At 67.1% G+C, this 14921-nt stretch carries 13 protein-coding genes; 4 read left to right on the top strand and 9 right to left on the bottom strand.

What is annotated here, in order from left to right:
- Nucleotides 1–36: 36 nt before the first annotated feature.
- The gene (locus AC5Y5O_RS21755; protein WP_500027387.1) at nucleotides 37–1266 is read left to right on the top strand and encodes a serine hydrolase domain-containing protein; all 1230 of its coding nucleotides are present in this window, start codon (nucleotides 37–39) and stop codon (nucleotides 1264–1266) included.
- On the opposite strand, the gene AC5Y5O_RS21750 is transcribed toward AC5Y5O_RS21755, so the two are convergent.
- Nucleotides 1263–2582, bottom strand: coding sequence for an aminotransferase class I/II-fold pyridoxal phosphate-dependent enzyme (locus AC5Y5O_RS21750; RefSeq protein ID WP_500027383.1), 1320 nt, complete (start codon nucleotides 2580–2582; stop codon nucleotides 1263–1265). The genes AC5Y5O_RS21755 and AC5Y5O_RS21750 overlap by 4 nt on opposite strands.
- 10 nt (nucleotides 2583–2592) lie before the next feature.
- On the opposite strand from AC5Y5O_RS21750, the gene AC5Y5O_RS21745 reads away from it, so the two are divergent.
- Nucleotides 2593–3273: a pyridoxamine 5'-phosphate oxidase family protein gene (locus AC5Y5O_RS21745; protein ID WP_500027382.1), complete on the top strand. Its 681-nt coding sequence runs from the start codon at nucleotides 2593–2595 to the stop codon at nucleotides 3271–3273.
- Here AC5Y5O_RS21745 and ilvA read toward each other — a convergent pair.
- The 3 genes from ilvA to AC5Y5O_RS21730 all read right to left on the bottom strand — a co-directional run bounded on the left by ilvA (nucleotide 3270) and on the right by AC5Y5O_RS21730 (nucleotide 7006).
- Nucleotides 3270–4565: a threonine ammonia-lyase gene (ilvA, locus tag AC5Y5O_RS21740; protein WP_500027380.1), complete on the bottom strand. Its 1296-nt coding sequence runs from the start codon at nucleotides 4563–4565 to the stop codon at nucleotides 3270–3272. The two genes, AC5Y5O_RS21745 and ilvA, sit on opposite strands and share 4 nt — an antisense overlap.
- A 43-nt stretch (nucleotides 4566–4608) precedes the next feature.
- Nucleotides 4609–5046 carry a nitroreductase family deazaflavin-dependent oxidoreductase gene (locus tag AC5Y5O_RS21735; RefSeq protein WP_096291068.1) on the bottom strand — a complete coding sequence of 146 codons (438 nt, stop codon included), beginning with the start codon at nucleotides 5044–5046 and terminating at the stop codon, nucleotides 4609–4611.
- Between the two features lie 67 nt (nucleotides 5047–5113).
- Nucleotides 5114–7006: a lysophospholipid acyltransferase gene (locus AC5Y5O_RS21730; RefSeq protein ID WP_279304460.1), complete on the bottom strand. Its 1893-nt coding sequence runs from the start codon at nucleotides 7004–7006 to the stop codon at nucleotides 5114–5116.
- A gap of 150 nt (nucleotides 7007–7156) precedes the next feature.
- On the opposite strand from AC5Y5O_RS21730, the gene AC5Y5O_RS21725 reads away from it, so the two are divergent.
- Nucleotides 7157–8002, top strand: coding sequence for a class I SAM-dependent methyltransferase (locus AC5Y5O_RS21725; protein ID WP_096287000.1), 846 nt, complete (start codon nucleotides 7157–7159; stop codon nucleotides 8000–8002).
- Here the strand turns inward: AC5Y5O_RS21725 and AC5Y5O_RS21720 are convergent.
- Nucleotides 7999–8394: a MerR family transcriptional regulator gene (locus AC5Y5O_RS21720; protein WP_096286998.1), complete on the bottom strand. Its 396-nt coding sequence runs from the start codon at nucleotides 8392–8394 to the stop codon at nucleotides 7999–8001. The two genes, AC5Y5O_RS21725 and AC5Y5O_RS21720, sit on opposite strands and share 4 nt — an antisense overlap.
- A gap of 60 nt (nucleotides 8395–8454) precedes the next feature.
- Here AC5Y5O_RS21720 and AC5Y5O_RS21715 point away from each other — a divergent pair, with 60 nt between their 5' ends.
- Entirely contained in the window at nucleotides 8455–8889 is a 435-nt protein-coding gene (locus tag AC5Y5O_RS21715) for a PPOX class F420-dependent oxidoreductase (protein WP_096286997.1), read from the top strand.
- Nucleotides 8890–8920: 31 nt separating this feature from the next.
- Here AC5Y5O_RS21715 and dnaE read toward each other — a convergent pair whose 3' ends face one another.
- From dnaE to AC5Y5O_RS21695, 4 genes are all read right to left on the bottom strand, one after another.
- Nucleotides 8921–12487, bottom strand: coding sequence for a DNA polymerase III subunit alpha (dnaE, locus tag AC5Y5O_RS21710; RefSeq protein ID WP_096286994.1), 3567 nt, complete (start codon nucleotides 12485–12487; stop codon nucleotides 8921–8923).
- Between the two features lie 67 nt (nucleotides 12488–12554).
- Entirely contained in the window at nucleotides 12555–12986 is a 432-nt protein-coding gene (locus tag AC5Y5O_RS21705; RefSeq protein ID WP_096286992.1) for a type II toxin-antitoxin system Rv0910 family toxin, read from the bottom strand.
- A 106-nt stretch (nucleotides 12987–13092) separates the two neighbouring features.
- Nucleotides 13093–13896: an SDR family NAD(P)-dependent oxidoreductase gene (locus tag AC5Y5O_RS21700; RefSeq protein ID WP_500027377.1), complete on the bottom strand. Its 804-nt coding sequence runs from the start codon at nucleotides 13894–13896 to the stop codon at nucleotides 13093–13095.
- Nucleotides 13897–13900: 4 nt separating this feature from the next.
- On the bottom strand, nucleotides 13901–14917 hold the full coding sequence (locus tag AC5Y5O_RS21695) for an SDR family NAD(P)-dependent oxidoreductase (RefSeq protein ID WP_500027375.1): 1017 nt from the start codon (nucleotides 14915–14917) through the stop codon (nucleotides 13901–13903).
- Nucleotides 14918–14921 lie beyond the last annotated feature (4 nt).

Below are 14921 nucleotides of genomic sequence, written 5' to 3'. Positions count from 1 at the left end.
TACCATCACCGCACCAATAACTGCGACGGAGCGGACATGGCGCAAAAGGTGCAGATGTCGGCCGACCTGATCGGCGGCGACGTCGACGAAGGGTACGGCAAGGTCGCGGATGCCTTCCGCCGCAACCTGAGCAGCGGCCAGGAGATCGGCGCCGCCATGGCGGTCTATCGGAACGGCCGCAAGGTCGTCGACCTATGGGGTGGCTACCGCGACCGCAACACCCGGGCACCGTGGCAACAGGACACCCTCGTCAACGTCTTCTCGACCACCAAGGGCATTGCGTCCCTCGCCGTCGCGGTGGCGGCTTCGCGGGGCTACCTCTGCTACGACGCCAAGGTGACCGACTACTGGCCGGAGTTCGCACAGGCCGGCAAAGAGGCGGTCACGGTTCGCCAGCTGCTGGCGCATCAGGCCGGATTGCCTGTCGTCAAGCCGCCGCTGACGTTGCAGGAATTGGCCGACCCACCGACGATGTCGGCCAAGCTCGCGGCGCAGGTACCGGCATGGACACCCGGCACGCGACACGGCTACCACGGCATCACACTCGGCTGGTACGAGGGCGAGCTGATCCGTCGCACCGACCCCGCCGGACGCACGCTCGGCCGGTTCTTCGCCGACGAGATCGCCGGTCCATTGGGGCTGGATCTCTACATCGGGCTGCCGGATTCGGTGGACCGCGGCCGCGTGGCACTCCTGGATGCCTGGTCGTTCCCCCGGCTTCTGTTGCATCTGAATACGATGCCGCGGCGTTTCGTGCTGGCGTTGTTCAATCCGTTCGACCTCGCGGCGGCGTCGCTGACAGTCGCCAAGGGCGTCCAAGGCCTCGGTCAGTTCAATCGCGATGAGCTGCGCGTGGTCGAGATGCCCGCGGTCAACGGCACCGGCACCGCGCGCTCGATCGCCAAGCTCTACGGCAGCGCCGCCACCGGTTCGCCCCAGCTCGGTTTGACACCCGCTACCCTGCAGGCCCTACACAAGCCCGCGCTGCCACCGACAAAAGGACTGCGCGACAAGGTGTTACACATCGACACCACGTTCTCGCTGGGGTTCAACAAACCCATCCCGATGTGCATCTTCGGCTCGTCCGAAAACGCGTTCGGCACGCCGGGGGCGGGCGGCTCGTTCGGCTTCGCCGATCCCGACACCGGCATCGGATACGGCTACGTGATGAACAAGCTGGGATTCCACTTGATGAGTGATCCGCGGGAACTCGCGCTGCGCAACGCGCTGTTCTACGAAACCCTCGGTACCAGGCGCCAGGTCTAAACGCTGGATCGCCCGGCGGTGCGCAGCGCCTCGGCGATGGACTCGGCGAGCGGACTGATCTCGGCGTCGGCCAAATCGGCGATGGTGACCCGGATTCCGGCCGGGGTGCCGATCCGGAACCGCGAACCGGGTGCGGCGGCCCAACCCGAATTGATCAGCCGGGTGATCGCGACGGTCTCGTCGGGCACCGGGATCCACACGTTAAGCCCGGAGCGGCCGTGCGCGGCGATCCCACGGTCGGCCAGCGCCGCACACAGCCGGGTGCGGTTGCCGGTGTAGCGCTGCTCGGCTCGGCAAATGAGACGCTCGGCAGCGTCGTCGGACCACAACCGCACCGCGAGATCCTGCAGTAGATGACTCACCCATCCCGGTCCCAGCCGCAGTCGTCCGTGCACGCGCTCGACGGTGCGCTGATCTCCGGTCAGAACGGCCACCCGCAGATCGGGGCCATACGCCTTCGACGCCGACCGCACGAATGCCCAGTGATCGCTCGATCCGGCCAGCGAATGCAGCGGCACACCGGAAATACCGGCGCAATGGTCATCCTCGACGACCAGAACGTCGTGGCCACTCAGTAGCGCGCGCAGCTCGCCGGCACGCTGTGCGGAAAGCGCCGCGCCGGTCGGGTTCTGCGCGCGCGTGGTGACGACCAGCGCGCGCACCCCGTGGTTTAGTGCGCGGCCGACGTCGGCAACCAGGGGGCCGTCGTCGTCCACCCGTACCGGCTCGACCGAAAGTCCCAGCGCCCCAATCAAATCCAGTAGGTTGGCCCAGCCCGGATCCTCGACGGCTATCCGGTCGCCGGGGCGCAGCTGCGCGGTGAGTGCCCGCTCGATGCCGTCCAGCGCCCCGCTGGTCACCGCGAGATGGTCGGCCGGAACGCCGTCGGCGCTCAGCGCGGCACGGGCGGAGTCGACCAGCTCGGGTGACATGGCCGGTTCGCCGTACAGCACCGGGCGCCCGAGCGAATCATTAAGCGGCACAGCAGCAATGGGCAGCAATGCGGGAGCCGGATTGCCGGTGGACAAGTCGCGCACGCCGGCCGGGATGTCCAGGCCGAGCACCGACCGGGGCGTCGTGGCAGGGCGGTGCCGCACCCGGGTGCCGCGCCGGCCCGAGGTTTCGACGGCCCCGCGATCGCGCAGTAGGCGGTAGGCGGCCGCGGCCGTGTTGGGGTTCACACCGAGTCGCGCGGCCAGTTCCCGCACCGGGGGCAGCGAGTCACCGGGCGCCAGGGCGCCGCTGGAGATTCCCTCTTCGATGTTGGCGGCTATGGACTCCGCGCCCGTCCCCGCTATGCTATATTGCACTGGCACATTTCCGATTATGTACTATTACAATAGCGAAGGCAATCCGATGGACTATCGCGCCACGTCCCGCACCACGCCCACCCGCTATCGGGAACGCGCCCGCTACGACCGCGACACCGTCCATCGCATCCTGGATGAAGCCCTGATCTGTCACCTGGGCTACCTCAACGCCGGCCGGCCGGTGGTCTTGCCGACCACACACGCCCGCCTGGACGAAACCCTCTACCTGCACGGTTCCACCGGCAGCCGGCCCATGCGCGGCGCCGGGGCGGGCCTGCCCGTGTGCGTCACCGTCACCCTGGTCGACGGGCTGGTGCTGGCCCGCTCGGCGCTGCATCATTCGCTGGTCTACCGCTCGGTGATGGTGCTCGGCGACGCCCGCCTGGTTGACGACCCGGCGGAGAAGTCGCGCGCGCTGGCTGGGCTGCTCGACCACATCGCGCCCGGACGGGCCGCCGACTGCCGGGCGCCGAACGCCAAGGAGCTTGCCGCGACCGCGGTGCTCGCCCTGGACCTCGTCGAAGTCTCGGCCAAGGTGCGCGACGGCGGGCCCGTCGACGAGCCGCAGGATTACGCGCTACCGCACTGGGCCGGCGTGGTTCCGCTGAGTATGACGGCCGGTGCACCGATACCGGCCGACGACCTCGACCCCACTACCCCGGCGCCGGACTATTTGACGCCCTACTCGCGCGCCTAGAGCAGCAGATAGCGGTAGGCCGGCGAACCCGGCTGCAGCGTCTCGAAGTGGATCTCGGTGTCGCGCATCCGGTCCAGCAGGTCGTCCAGGTCGGCCGACGAACCCAGCTGGATGCCGACCAGCGCCTCGCCGGTCTCGCGGTTGTTGCGCTTGACGTACTCGAACAAGGTGATGTCGTCGTTGGGCCCGAGCACGTCGTCGAGGAACCGGCGCAACGCACCGGGCTCCTGCGGGAAGTCGACCAGGAAGTAGTGCTTAAGGCCGAGGTGGACCAGGGAGCGCTCGAGCACCTCGCCGTAGCGCGACACATCGTTGTTGCCGCCCGAGATGAGGCTAACGACGGTGGACCCGGGCTCGACGTCGGTTTCCAGCAGGCCGGCCACCGACAGGGCGCCCGCCGGCTCGGCGATGATGCCCTCGTTCTGGTAGAGGTCCAGCATCGCGGTGCACACGGCGCCCTCGTCGACCGCCGTGATCGACACCATGTCGCCCGCGGCGGCCAGAGCGGCATGCGTCAACGTTCCCGCCCGCTTCACCGCGGCGCCGTCGACGAACTGGTCGACATGGTCCAGCGTCACCGGCTCGCCGGCGGCCAGCGCCGCCATCATCGCCGCGGCACCGGCGGGTTCGACACCGAGCACCGCGGTGTTCGTCGTGCGTTCGGACAGATAGGTCGTGATGCCCGCGATGCAGCCCCCGCCGCCCACCGGGACCACCACCAGATCGGGCTCCGCGAAACCAAGCTTGTCGAGTTGGTCGAGCATCTCCACGGCGATCGTGCCCTGGCCGGCCATCGTGCGCGGGTCGTCATACGGCGGCACCAGCGTCGCCCCGGTGCGTTTGACGTCTTCGAGGGCCGCCTCGGCGGCCAGATCGTAGGTCGATCCGCCCACGATCAGCTCGATGAAGCCGTCCCCGTGGTAGCGGATGCGGTCGCGCTTCTGCTTGGGCGTTTTGGCCGGCACGTAGACGCGGCCCTGCACGCCGAGGGTCCGACAGGCGTAGGCGAAGCCTTGCGCGTGGTTGCCGGCCGAGGAGCACACCACGCCGGCGCCGATCTCCTCCGCGGACAGCTGCACCAGCAGGTTGTAGGCGCCGCGCAGCTTGTAGGAACGCACGATCTGCAGGTCTTCGCGCTTGAGGTAGACCTGCGCACCGGTGATCGCCGACAGCCGATCGCTGTACTGCAGCGGGGTCGGGGTGACGACCGCGGCGATCCGCTGAGCAGCGCTGTCAATGTCGGCCGCGCGCAGCGGCGACATGTTCGGGCTCTGGGTCAGTTCGGCGGACACCGGTTAATGGTGCCACGCACCCCCCGCCACCTGCCTAATCGGCTCAGCTCACCGGCGTCAGCACGAACACCGGAATCTGGCGATCGGTCTTCGTCTGATATTCGGCGTAGTCCGGCCAGGCCGCCACGGCACGCTCCCACCACACGGCCTTCTCGTCCCCGAACACCTCGCGAGCGTCGTAGTCACGAGTGACCGACCCGTCCTGCAGCTCGACCCGCGGGTTCTTGACGATGTTGTAGTACCAGACCGGGTGCTTCGGGGCACCACCGAGCGAGGCGACGACGGCGTACTCCCCGTTGTGCTCGACGCGCATCAGCGGAGTCTTGCGCAGCTTGCCGGTCTTGGCGCCGATGGTCATCAGCAGAATGATGGGCTTGCCCTTCATGTCCGCTGCCTCGGCGCCGCCGGATTCGGCGTACTTGTCGGCTTGTTCGCGGGACCAATCCCAGGGGCTGGGTGCGTATTCACCTTCGAGTGGCATGGCCACCACTGTATGCCCGTTTCGGTGCCGCCGGGCGGGCGCGAATTGGCGCGCAAGCGGTTTGGCGTCAGACCTGCGCGCGGGCGAGTTCGGCGATTGCGTTGACGCGCCGGGTCGCCGTCGCGATCTCGTCCGCGAACTCCTGGCGGCGCTTGGCGAGTTGCTCGGAATCCGACCCGTCGACCAGCTCGCGGTGGCGCGCCAGCCGCAGCGCGGTCTTGAACAACTCCATCGACCTCGACTCGGCGCTGGCGATTCTGCGCTGCAGCTCCCACTGCTTGCCCAACTCCAGACATTCGGCGAGGAAGGCGTTTTCGTCGAGGGACTCGTCCCCCAGGGCGGCTAGCCGGTCGGCGACGATGTGATACGCGTCGAGGAACGGCCGCAACACCAAGTGCGCCAACAACACATCGGCCGCCGCCAGCAGCCCACGCACGTCGGCGGCGGCCGCGGCGTGACTGGTGTCCACCGCCCCGATCAGGCGTACCTCGTCGGCGAGCTCCTTTTCGAACTGGGCGCGGCCGGAAAACAGGAACTCGAACTTCAGCAACTCACGCAGACTCAGCGCCTCGTCGCGCACCGTCACCGGAGACACCATGCCATCGGCGGAATTCTCGGCGTTTTCGGCGGCGGCCAGCAACGCCGTCTCGGCGATCGCGCGATCGACCAAGATGTGGATCGCGGTATTGCGGTAGAACGCCGCGACCAAGTGCTGGTCCTCGCCGATCCCCCACACCGCCTCGGTGCCGGCGTCGTACACGCTGACCACACCGGAGGCGACGAGCTGGTGCAACGTCCACCGGATGGTGGAGCGATTCGTCAAGTCCGCCGCCCCGGCCACCGACCAGTTTCGCGCCGTGATGTAGCTGGCCAGAGGTCGCACGGTGGCCAGCACCTCGCTGATCGACAGCGACCGGTCCGCACCCAGCAACGACAGACTCACCACCGCGGTGGGAGTGACCGGCGTCGCGCGGTTGATCCGGTGTTCGACGTCGAGTGCGATGCGTTCGATCTCGGTCCCGGTCCCGGCCTCATCGCCGCGCATTTCCTCGAGGCGTTTGCGCAGCGGCAGCGGCTCGCCGAAGTCCAGGTACGCGCGACCGAGCCGCTTGCCCTGCTGGCGCGCCAAGCCGACCAGGAAGCGTAGATCTTCGGGCCGTTTCACCGCCCCGTAGGCTTCGGTGGTCATCGCCTCCACCTCGTGCAGCTGGTCGTAGACGATCGAGGTCGGCACCAAATACACTTCGGGGCCGTCGATTTCGTCGACGGCGTCGGTGAGGTAGCGCAGGATCCCGAACACCGGTGGCCGCAGCTTGCCGGTGCGGGTGCGCCCGCCTTCGATCGACCAGGTGACGTTCGTGTGGTTTTGCACCAGCTGAGCGATGTAGGCGCGCAACACGAACCGGTAGACGGGGATGTCCTTGGTCTGGCGCCGGATGAAGATCGTCCCGGTGCGCTTGGCGAAGGCGCCCATCGGGAAGAAATTGAGATTGGCGCCGCCGAATGTGAAGGCCGCGGACAGACGGTTGTCCTGGATCTCCTCGGGCAGCAGCATGCCGTCCAAGTAGGACCGGTGCGAAAAGGCAAAGGCCAGCGTCGCTTTGCGATCCAGTTTGCGCAGTTGCGCGATCTGGTCCTCGTCGACCAGTACGTCGTAGGCCCGCATCAGCCAGCGGCTGAACCCGCGCCAGCCTTGCACCGCCCGTTCGTCCAGCGAGGCGGCCATCTCGCGCAGGTAGCCGGCCGCCTCGGCGCGCACGTCGCCGGCGTCGCGACCCAGCTCGTCGGCCAGCGCGGCCAGCCGCTCGTCGTACCACGAGGCGCCCAGCAATTGGGCCACCGCAACCGGGTCGCCGGGCACCGGCGTCACCGACTCCTCAATAATTCCGGGGCGCTGCAACATCTTTCGCACCCCGACGCGGCCGAATTCACGCGCTGTGGCGAGCCGCCCGCCGGTCACGCGCCTCGCACCGTTCTCGTCATTGGCGTTCTCCTTTGCCCACATCCCTTCGGTGAGCGTACGTCCGCCGTTGGGTGGCACGGAATACAATTCACGATTTGGCGGGCGGACCGACCTGCCCGATCGACGGGCGCCGAGTACCTTCGGAGCATGCGGCCCCAACCCGGTCTCGGCGCGAGCAACCTCACGCCGCTCGAGGAGACCGCGTTGCTGACCCAATACGCCCGGGCCCTGGACAGCCGATGGCCGCGACCCATTCTCGCGGATCCGCTGGCCGCCGACATCGTCGACACGATCGACTACGACTTCGCGGGGCTCGGCGTCCCGGCGAGCGTGGTGTGCCAGACGGCGCTGCGCGCCAAGATGCTCGACGAACGGGTGCGGGCCTTCACCGCCAAGCATCCCGATGCCGTCGTCGTCGACCTGGGCGCCGGGCTGGACTCGGGGCCGTTTCGGGTGCGACCACCCGCCACCGTCGACTGGTACAGCGTCGACCTTCCGGGTGTCAGCGCGCTGCGCCGCCAGCTGTTGCCACCCAGCAGGCGGGCCCACGTGGTAACCGCCTCGGTGGCCGATCAGAGCTGGCCCAACACCATTCCCAGCGACCGGCCGGTGATGGTGATCGCCGACGGGCTGTTCGCGTTCTTATCCGAACCGGTGCTGATCGCCCTCTTTCGGCGCATCACCACGTATTTCCCGTCCGGCGAACTGGCCTTCAACGACTACGGCCGCATCGGCTGGCTCACCCGGCTCGCGGTGAAACTGGCCCCGCAGCGGATGTTCAGCACCGTCGGCGCCCAATGGGGCTTTCCCGGGTTCGAGGACCCGCACGTGCCGCAGACCTGGAATCCGTCGCTCCAGCTCGTCGAAGAGGTCAGCCTGGCACACGCTCCCGAGGTCGAGCTGTTTCCGGGCTGGATTCGGTTCGCCACCAAGGTTTCCGGGATGTTCGAGGTCTCCGCGCGCAAAGCGCGGATCTTGCGCTATGAGTTCTAGGCCGGATGGATGCCGCAGGTGCAGGCGTCGATCGACGGACAGGTGCAGCTCATCCCCCACTCGATAACGGCCCGCGCCCGTGCCAGCGACGCCATCTGGTCGTCGATCTCGGCGAGTTTGGCCTGCGCCAACGCGCGGCTGGCGGGGCGACCCGGCGCATCGTCGGCGAACAGCAGCTGGATTTCTTCCAGCGCAAAGCCGGCGGATTTGCACAGTCGGATGACCTCCAGCCGGGCCAGGATCGAGTCGTCGTAGCGGCGCCGGCCTGACAACCGCGCGGGTGACGGCAGCAGCCCGATCTGCTCGTAGTAGCGCAGCGTCGTCGCGGCCACCCCGGTCTCACGCGCGACATCGCCGATCGTCAGCGTCGTCCGCACGGCAGCGGCAGCCATCGAGCCTCCCGGAATCCCAGCACTTGACTTCGAGTCAACTCTAAGTCGTTGACTGGGACCATGCAGCACAGCGCACTCGGCGATGCCCGCTACGTCCTGCTCCGATCCTTCCGGCGCGACGGCACACCCCGCGACACTGCGATCTGGTTCGCGATGGACGGCGACGCACTGGTGTTCCGGACCAAGGTCGGGCCCAAGACCAAACGGCTGACGGCCCACCCCGACATCGAACTGCGGGCGTGCGACCACCGCGGCCGGGTGCGCGACGGGGCACCGACGCTGGCCGGGCGCGCCACGCTGCTGTCGGGCGCCGACGCCGAGCGGGCCAATCGGCTCCTGCACCGGCGCTACGGCTGGCAATGGAACATCGTCCCGCTGATCAAGGTGCCGGGCGTGACCAACGTGCACCGGGATCTGGGTCTTCGGGAGAAGCTGCGCCGGGCCCGCGATCGTGGGGTCTGGTCCGACAGCGTCATCGTGCGGGTGGAGCTGTAGGGGCGCGTCGAGCGATCCCGACCGGCGGCGACTAGCTGCCCAGGCAGCCCGGGCCGAGCAGTTCCTTCAGGTCGCCCATCAGCGCCGGCGACGGCGTCACCCGCAGCGACTGATCGAGCTCCAGCGTGGTGATCCGGTCTCCGCTGATCAGCCGCAGATGCACCTGCGAGGTGCCCGGATGCCGCGCCAGCACCTGCTTGAGTGCGCTCACCTTGTCGATCGTGCACTGCCGGGTGGGCAGGCTGACCGCGATCGGCCGGTTCGGCTGGGCGTTGGAAAAATCGGGCACCACAAGCTCATTGGCGATCAGTGAGATCCGGTCGTCGCGGATCGCGACCTTGGCGTTGATCAGCACCACCGCGTCGTCGACAATGTCGGCGCCGTAGGCCGAGTACGCGTGCGGGAAGAACATCACCTCGATGCCACCGGTGAGGTCCTCCAATTGAGCTGATGCCCAAGGCATTCCATTCTTGTTGACCCGACGGTTCACCGAGGCCAGGATGCCGCCCACCCGCACCTGGGTCTCGTTGCCGACGTCGCCGTCCAGGATCGCGGGAATCTGCGTGTCCACCTGCGCGGACAGCAGGTGCGCGACCCCGTTGAGCGGATGCCCGGACACGTAGAGCCCCAGCATTTCTCGCTCGAGGGCGAGCTTGTGCTTGTCTTCCCATTCGTCCTCGGGCACCCGGATGGTGAACACCGCGTCTCCGCCGGCATCGCCGCCGCCGAACAGGTCGTACTGGCCCATCGCCTCGGCCTTCTTGGTGCCCAGCACCGAGTCGACGGCGTCGGTGTGCACCAGGAACAGCCCCTTGCGGGCATGCCCGAGGGAATCGAACGCGCCGGCCTTGATCAGCGATTCAGTGACCTTCTTGTTGCACGCGGAGATGTCGATCTTGTTCAGGTAGTCCGAGAAATCGGTGAATTTGCTTTTCTCGCTGCGGGTTTTGATCAGCGAGCCCACCACGTTGGCACCGACATTGCGCACCGCGCCCAAGCCGAAGCGGATGTCCTTGCCGACCGACGCGAAGTTGACCAGCGACTCGTTGACGTCCGGCGGCAGCACGGTGATGCCGAGCTTGCGGCAGTCGGCCAGGTAGACCGCGGCCTTGTCCTTGTCGTCGCCCACCGACGTCAACAGCCCGGCCATGTACTCGGCCGGATAGTTGGCCTTCAGATACGCGGTCCAGTACGAGACCAGGCCGTAGCCGGCGGCATGCGACTTGTTGAACGCATATCCGGCGAACGGAAGAATGGTGTCCCACAACGCTTTCACCGCTTTTTCGGAGAAGCCGTTGGCGGTCATACCTTCGTAGAAGCCTTTGTACTCGGCCTCGAGCACCTCGAGCTTCTTCTTGCCCATCGCCTTGCGTAGCGCGTCGGCCTTACCCATCGTGTAGGAAGCGACCTTCTGGGCGATGAACATGATCTGCTCTTGATAGACGATCAAACCGTAAGTCTCGGAGAGAATTTCGCGCAGCGGCTCCTCGAGCTCCGGGTGAATCGGCTTGATCGCCTGACGCGCGTTCTTGCGGTCGGCGTAGTCGTTGTGGGCGTTCATGCCCATCGGTCCGGGCCGGTACAGCGCCAGTACGGCAACGATGTCGTTGAACTCGGTGGGCTGCATGCGGCGCAGCAGGTCGCGCATCGGTCCACCGTCGAGCTGGAACACACCCAGGGTGTCGCCGCGGCCCAGCAGTTCGTAGGTAGCCTTGTCGTCGAGCGGAACCGACTCCAGGTCGAGGTCAATTCCCCTGTTGGCCTTGATGTTATCCAGCGCGTCGCCGATGATCGTCAGGTTGCGCAGGCCCAGGAAGTCCATCTTCAGCAGGCCGATGGCCTCACACGACGGGTAGTCCCAGCCGGTGATGACGGCGCCGTCCTGCGGGCGCTTCCACAGCGGGATCGCCTCGGTCAGCGGCTCGCTGCTCATGATCACCGCGCAGGCGTGCACGCCGGCGTTGCGGATCAGGCCCTCCAGGCCGCGCGCCGTCTGGTAAATCGTGCGCACGTCCGGATCGGTTTCGATCAGGCTGCGAACCTCGGAGGCTTCCTTGAACCGCTCGTGATTCGGATCGGTGATGCCGGACAACGGGATGTCCTTGGCCATGATCGGCGGCGGCAACGCCTTGGTGATCCGGTCGGCGATCGCGAACCCGGGCTGCCCGTAATGGATGCGCGCCGAATCCTTCAGTGCCGCTTTGGTTTTAATCGTGCCGAAGGTAATGACCTGGGCGACGCGGTCGGAGCCCCACTTGTCGGCGGCGTAGCGCACCATCTCACCGCGCCGACGGTCGTCGAAGTCGATATCGATATCGGGGGCCGACGGACGCTCCGGGTTGAGGAAGCGCTCGAACAGCAGACCGTGCGGAATCGGGTCAATGTTGGTGATGCCCAGCGCGTAGGCGACCAGCGAGCCCGCCGCCGAACCACGCCCCGGCCCGACCCGTATGTCGATCGACTTCGCGTGGTTGATCAGGTCGGCGACGATCAGGAAGTAGGCCGGAAAACCCTTGTCGCAGATGACCTTGATCTCGTACTCGGCCCGGTCGATGTAGTCCTGGCCGACACCGGATCCAAAGCGCCGCTGCAGGCCCGCCATCACCTCGTGGTGCAGCCAGGTCGCCTGGTCATGTCCCTCGGGCACCGGGAAGACCGGCATCCGGTCGCGCGGCGCCCACACGTCGGCGTAGGACTGCACGCGCTCGGCGATCAGCAGGGTGGAGTCGCAGGCACCGGGCACGACGCCGTCCCAGATCTGGCGCATCTCGGCGGCCGACTTCAGGTAGTAGCCGTCGCCGTCGAACTTGAAGCGGTTGGGGTCCGACAGCGTCTTGCCGGTCTGCACGCACAACAGCGCCTCGTGGTTGTGTGAGGCGTCTCGGGTGACGTAGTGGCAGTCGTTGGTGGCCAGCGGCGCGATGTTGAGCTTGCGGCCGATCTCGAGCAGGCCGTCGCGGACCCGCGTCTCGATCGACAGCCCGTGATCCATCAGCTCCAGGAAGAAGTTGTCGGCGCCGAAGATCTCGCGCCACTTGGCGGCCGACTCCAGGGCCTCGCGTTCATGCCCCAGCCGAAGACGCGTCTGCACCTCGCCCGACGGGCACCCGGTCGTGGCGATGATGCCCTCGGCGTGCTCGGCGATCAGCTCGGCGTCCATGCGCGACCACTTGCCGAGCTGTCCCTCGAAGGAGGCCAACGACGACAGTTTGAACAGGTTGCGCAACCCGGTGGCGTTTTCGGCCACCATGGTCATGTGGGTGTAGGAGCCACTACCCGAAACGTCGTCCGACTTCTGGCTGGGATCACCCCACAGGATCCGCTTGGTGTCGAAGCGCGAGGCCGGCGCGATATAGGCCTCGACGCCGATGATCGGCTTGATCCCTACCTTGGTCGCCGCGTTGTAGAACTCGCTGGCGCCGAACATGTTTCCGTGGTCGGTCATGCCGACCGCGGGCATTTCCAGCCGCTGGACCTCGGCGAGCATCGGCGTGATCTTCGCGGCACCGTCGAGCATCGAATACTCGGTGTGATTATGCAGGTGCACGAACGACGACTCGCGACGAACGCTCGCGTGAGGAGGAATCGGACCGGCCATAGGCACGTCAGTCTATGACCGACCACCGACACCGGTTCGGCGTGTCGCGGCGTGTGTCTTGTCCGGTTTATCCGTACAGCTCGACGAAGTTCTTCAATGACTTCTCGACATCGCCCTTGACGGCTCGCGCCGCCGCCGATCCGACTGGGCCGAACAAAGCCCGACCGCCCAGCTCCAGGCGCACACCGAGGGCCGATCCGTCGCCGGTGGACCGCACGGTCAGGGTGACGCCGTATTTGGTGCCGCCCTTACCCGAACCCGACATCGCGACCTCATGCGGCGGGTCCCACCTGGTCACCGTCCAGGTCACACGGTTGCGCATGCCCTTGGCGCGGGCCACGCCGATGATCTGGGTGCCTTCGGCGATCTCGTCGGGCAGCTCGCTGCGCCACCCCTCGTGCATCGTCAGCCAGTCCCCCAGGTCCGACAGGTCCGAGACGTGATCCCACATGTCCTGCGGGGTCATCGGGACGTCGGCGGTCAGCTCCACAGCGGCCATGACCGGAGCCTAACGCCCGCGGACGCCACGCTGGCGTGACGCTCGGCGCTCAACGCCACGCAGGCGTGACGCTCACAAGCGGGAGGTGCCCCAGCTCGACGCACGCTCAGTGGCTGGGGCCGCCGCGGAATCGGTTGCCGATCCGGATCGCCGGCAGCAGCAAGCTGCGCGGCGTGTACCGGCCGCCATTGCTGACGACCTTGGGCACGACGCCGGGCACGACGGTGCGCTTGCCGGCCAGCATCCCGTCGATCGCCGCCTCCGCGACCTCGGCCGGCGAGACCTGCGCCAGGGGCACGCTGAACCGCTTGGCGTTGGCGATCTCGGCCCACTCGGTGGGTACCGGGCCCGGGCACAGCGCGGTGACCGACACCCCCGTCCCGTGCAGCTCTTCGTGGACGGCTTCGGAGAAGGTCTGCACGAAGGCCTTGGTCGCCGAGTACACCGCCATGTAGGGCAGCGGCTGAAACGCGGCGATCGACGCGATATTCATCACCGCGCCGGCGCCACGCTCGACCATGCCGGGCAGCGCCGCGTGGGTGAGTTCCATCAATGTCAGCGCATTGAGGGTGACCTCTTCACTCTCACGTTCGACCGGCAACTCGTGAAACACCCCGCTGGTGCCGAACCCGGCGCTGTTGCACAGCCCCGCGATCGGTTCGCTGTGCAGCCGGCCGGCCAATTTCGCGCGCCCTTTGCTCTCACTGAGGTCCAACGGCATCACCTCGACCGCGACCGAATTGTCTTCTCCCACTTGGTTGGCGAGTTCGTCGAGACGCTCGCGGCGCCGCGCGACGAGCAACAGCGGGAAGCCGCGGCGGCCCAGGCCGCGAGCCAGTTCGGCGCCGATCCCCGAGGAGGCGCCGGTGATCACAACGGTCGTCTGGTTGCCGGCTTTGGGAAGGCTCATCGCGTCACCAGTGGATTCCGCGCGTCGCTTGCAAAAACGTCTCGCTGCTTCGGTTTAATTGCGCTGCGCTGGTTGGGGTTTCGTCTCCCTTAGCCGCGGTGGAGTCGTCGAACATGCCGAACGCCCGGTTGCGCACGCGATCCATCACCGCCGGGTTGACGGCGTCAGCGACGGCGGCGAATTGCCCGAACGGCGAGCTGGCCCGCCGCGGCCGGTGCACGATCGCGTCGGTGATCACCCCGGCCGCCTGGTCCGGCGTCAGCGCGGGAAATTTGTCGTACATCTTGGTCGGGCTGATCATCGGGGTTCGCACCAGCGCCATGTGCACCGTGGTGAAGTGCACGCCGTCGTTGACGACTTCGGCCTGCAGTGCGTCGCAGAGACTGTCCAGCGCGGCCTTGCTGGCGATGTAGGCGCCGAACCGCGGTGCGCGGGTCTGCACACCGACGGACGAGACGTTGATGATGTGCCCGAAACCACGCTCGCGCATCCCGGGGATGAACTTCAGGATGAGCTGGACCGCGCCCAGATAGTTCAGCTGCATCGTCCGCTGATAGTCGTGAATCCGGTCGTAGGACAGTGCCAGCGAGCGCCGAATCGACCGGCCTGCGTTGTTGATCAGGATGTCCACTCCCCCAAGCTCATTGAGCACTTTGTCGGCCATCGTGGCGATGGCGTCCATGTCCGAGAGATCACAGGGGTAGACGTGGGCGACGCCGCCGCCGCTTCGAATTTCAGCGGCGACCTTCTCCAGCTTCTCCGGCGTGCGGGCCACCAGCACCACCGCCCCGCCAGCCTCGGCGATTTTCTTCGCGGCGGCCTCCCCGATGCCCGAGGAGCCGCCGGTGATCAGGACGGTCTTGCCGTCGACGGCGTCGCCGAGGCTGTGGCCCTGCACCGCGTCGAGCAGATTCCGCAGATAGAACGGTCGATATCGCCCGGCCGAGTTCGGGGTGTTGATGATGTTGGAGACCACCGCGAATGGCTTTTCCACCAAGTTCGTCAAGTCACCAAGGTTCATCGGT

This window comes from Mycobacterium sp. NGS40, assembly GCF_059812735.1.
Note: the sequence above shows the minus strand (reverse complement) of the source record. Positions and strands in the feature narration are given on the sequence as shown.

What these genes read in the sequence shown, in the direction of transcription:
- AC5Y5O_RS21705 (WP_096286992.1), bottom strand. Translation starts at nt 12,986, where the DNA reads ATGGCCGCTGTGGAGCTGACCGCCGACGTCCCGATGACCCCGCAGGAC.
- AC5Y5O_RS21725 (WP_096287000.1), top strand. Translation starts at nt 7,157, where the DNA reads ATGCGGCCCCAACCCGGTCTCGGCGCGAGCAACCTCACGCCGCTCGAG.
- AC5Y5O_RS21715 (WP_096286997.1), top strand. Translation starts at nt 8,455, where the DNA reads ATGCAGCACAGCGCACTCGGCGATGCCCGCTACGTCCTGCTCCGATCC.
- dnaE (WP_096286994.1), bottom strand. Translation starts at nt 12,487, where the DNA reads ATGGCCGGTCCGATTCCTCCTCACGCGAGCGTTCGTCGCGAGTCGTCG.
- AC5Y5O_RS21700 (WP_500027377.1), bottom strand. Translation starts at nt 13,896, where the DNA reads ATGAGCCTTCCCAAAGCCGGCAACCAGACGACCGTTGTGATCACCGGC.
- AC5Y5O_RS21755 (WP_500027387.1), top strand. Translation starts at nt 37, where the DNA reads ATGGCGCAAAAGGTGCAGATGTCGGCCGACCTGATCGGCGGCGACGTC.
- AC5Y5O_RS21735 (WP_096291068.1), bottom strand. Translation starts at nt 5,046, where the DNA reads ATGCCACTCGAAGGTGAATACGCACCCAGCCCCTGGGATTGGTCCCGC.
- AC5Y5O_RS21695 (WP_500027375.1), bottom strand. Translation starts at nt 14,917, where the DNA reads ATGAACCTTGGTGACTTGACGAACTTGGTGGAAAAGCCATTCGCGGTG.
- AC5Y5O_RS21745 (WP_500027382.1), top strand. Translation starts at nt 2,593, where the DNA reads ATGTACTATTACAATAGCGAAGGCAATCCGATGGACTATCGCGCCACG.
- AC5Y5O_RS21720 (WP_096286998.1), bottom strand. Translation starts at nt 8,394, where the DNA reads ATGGCTGCCGCTGCCGTGCGGACGACGCTGACGATCGGCGATGTCGCG.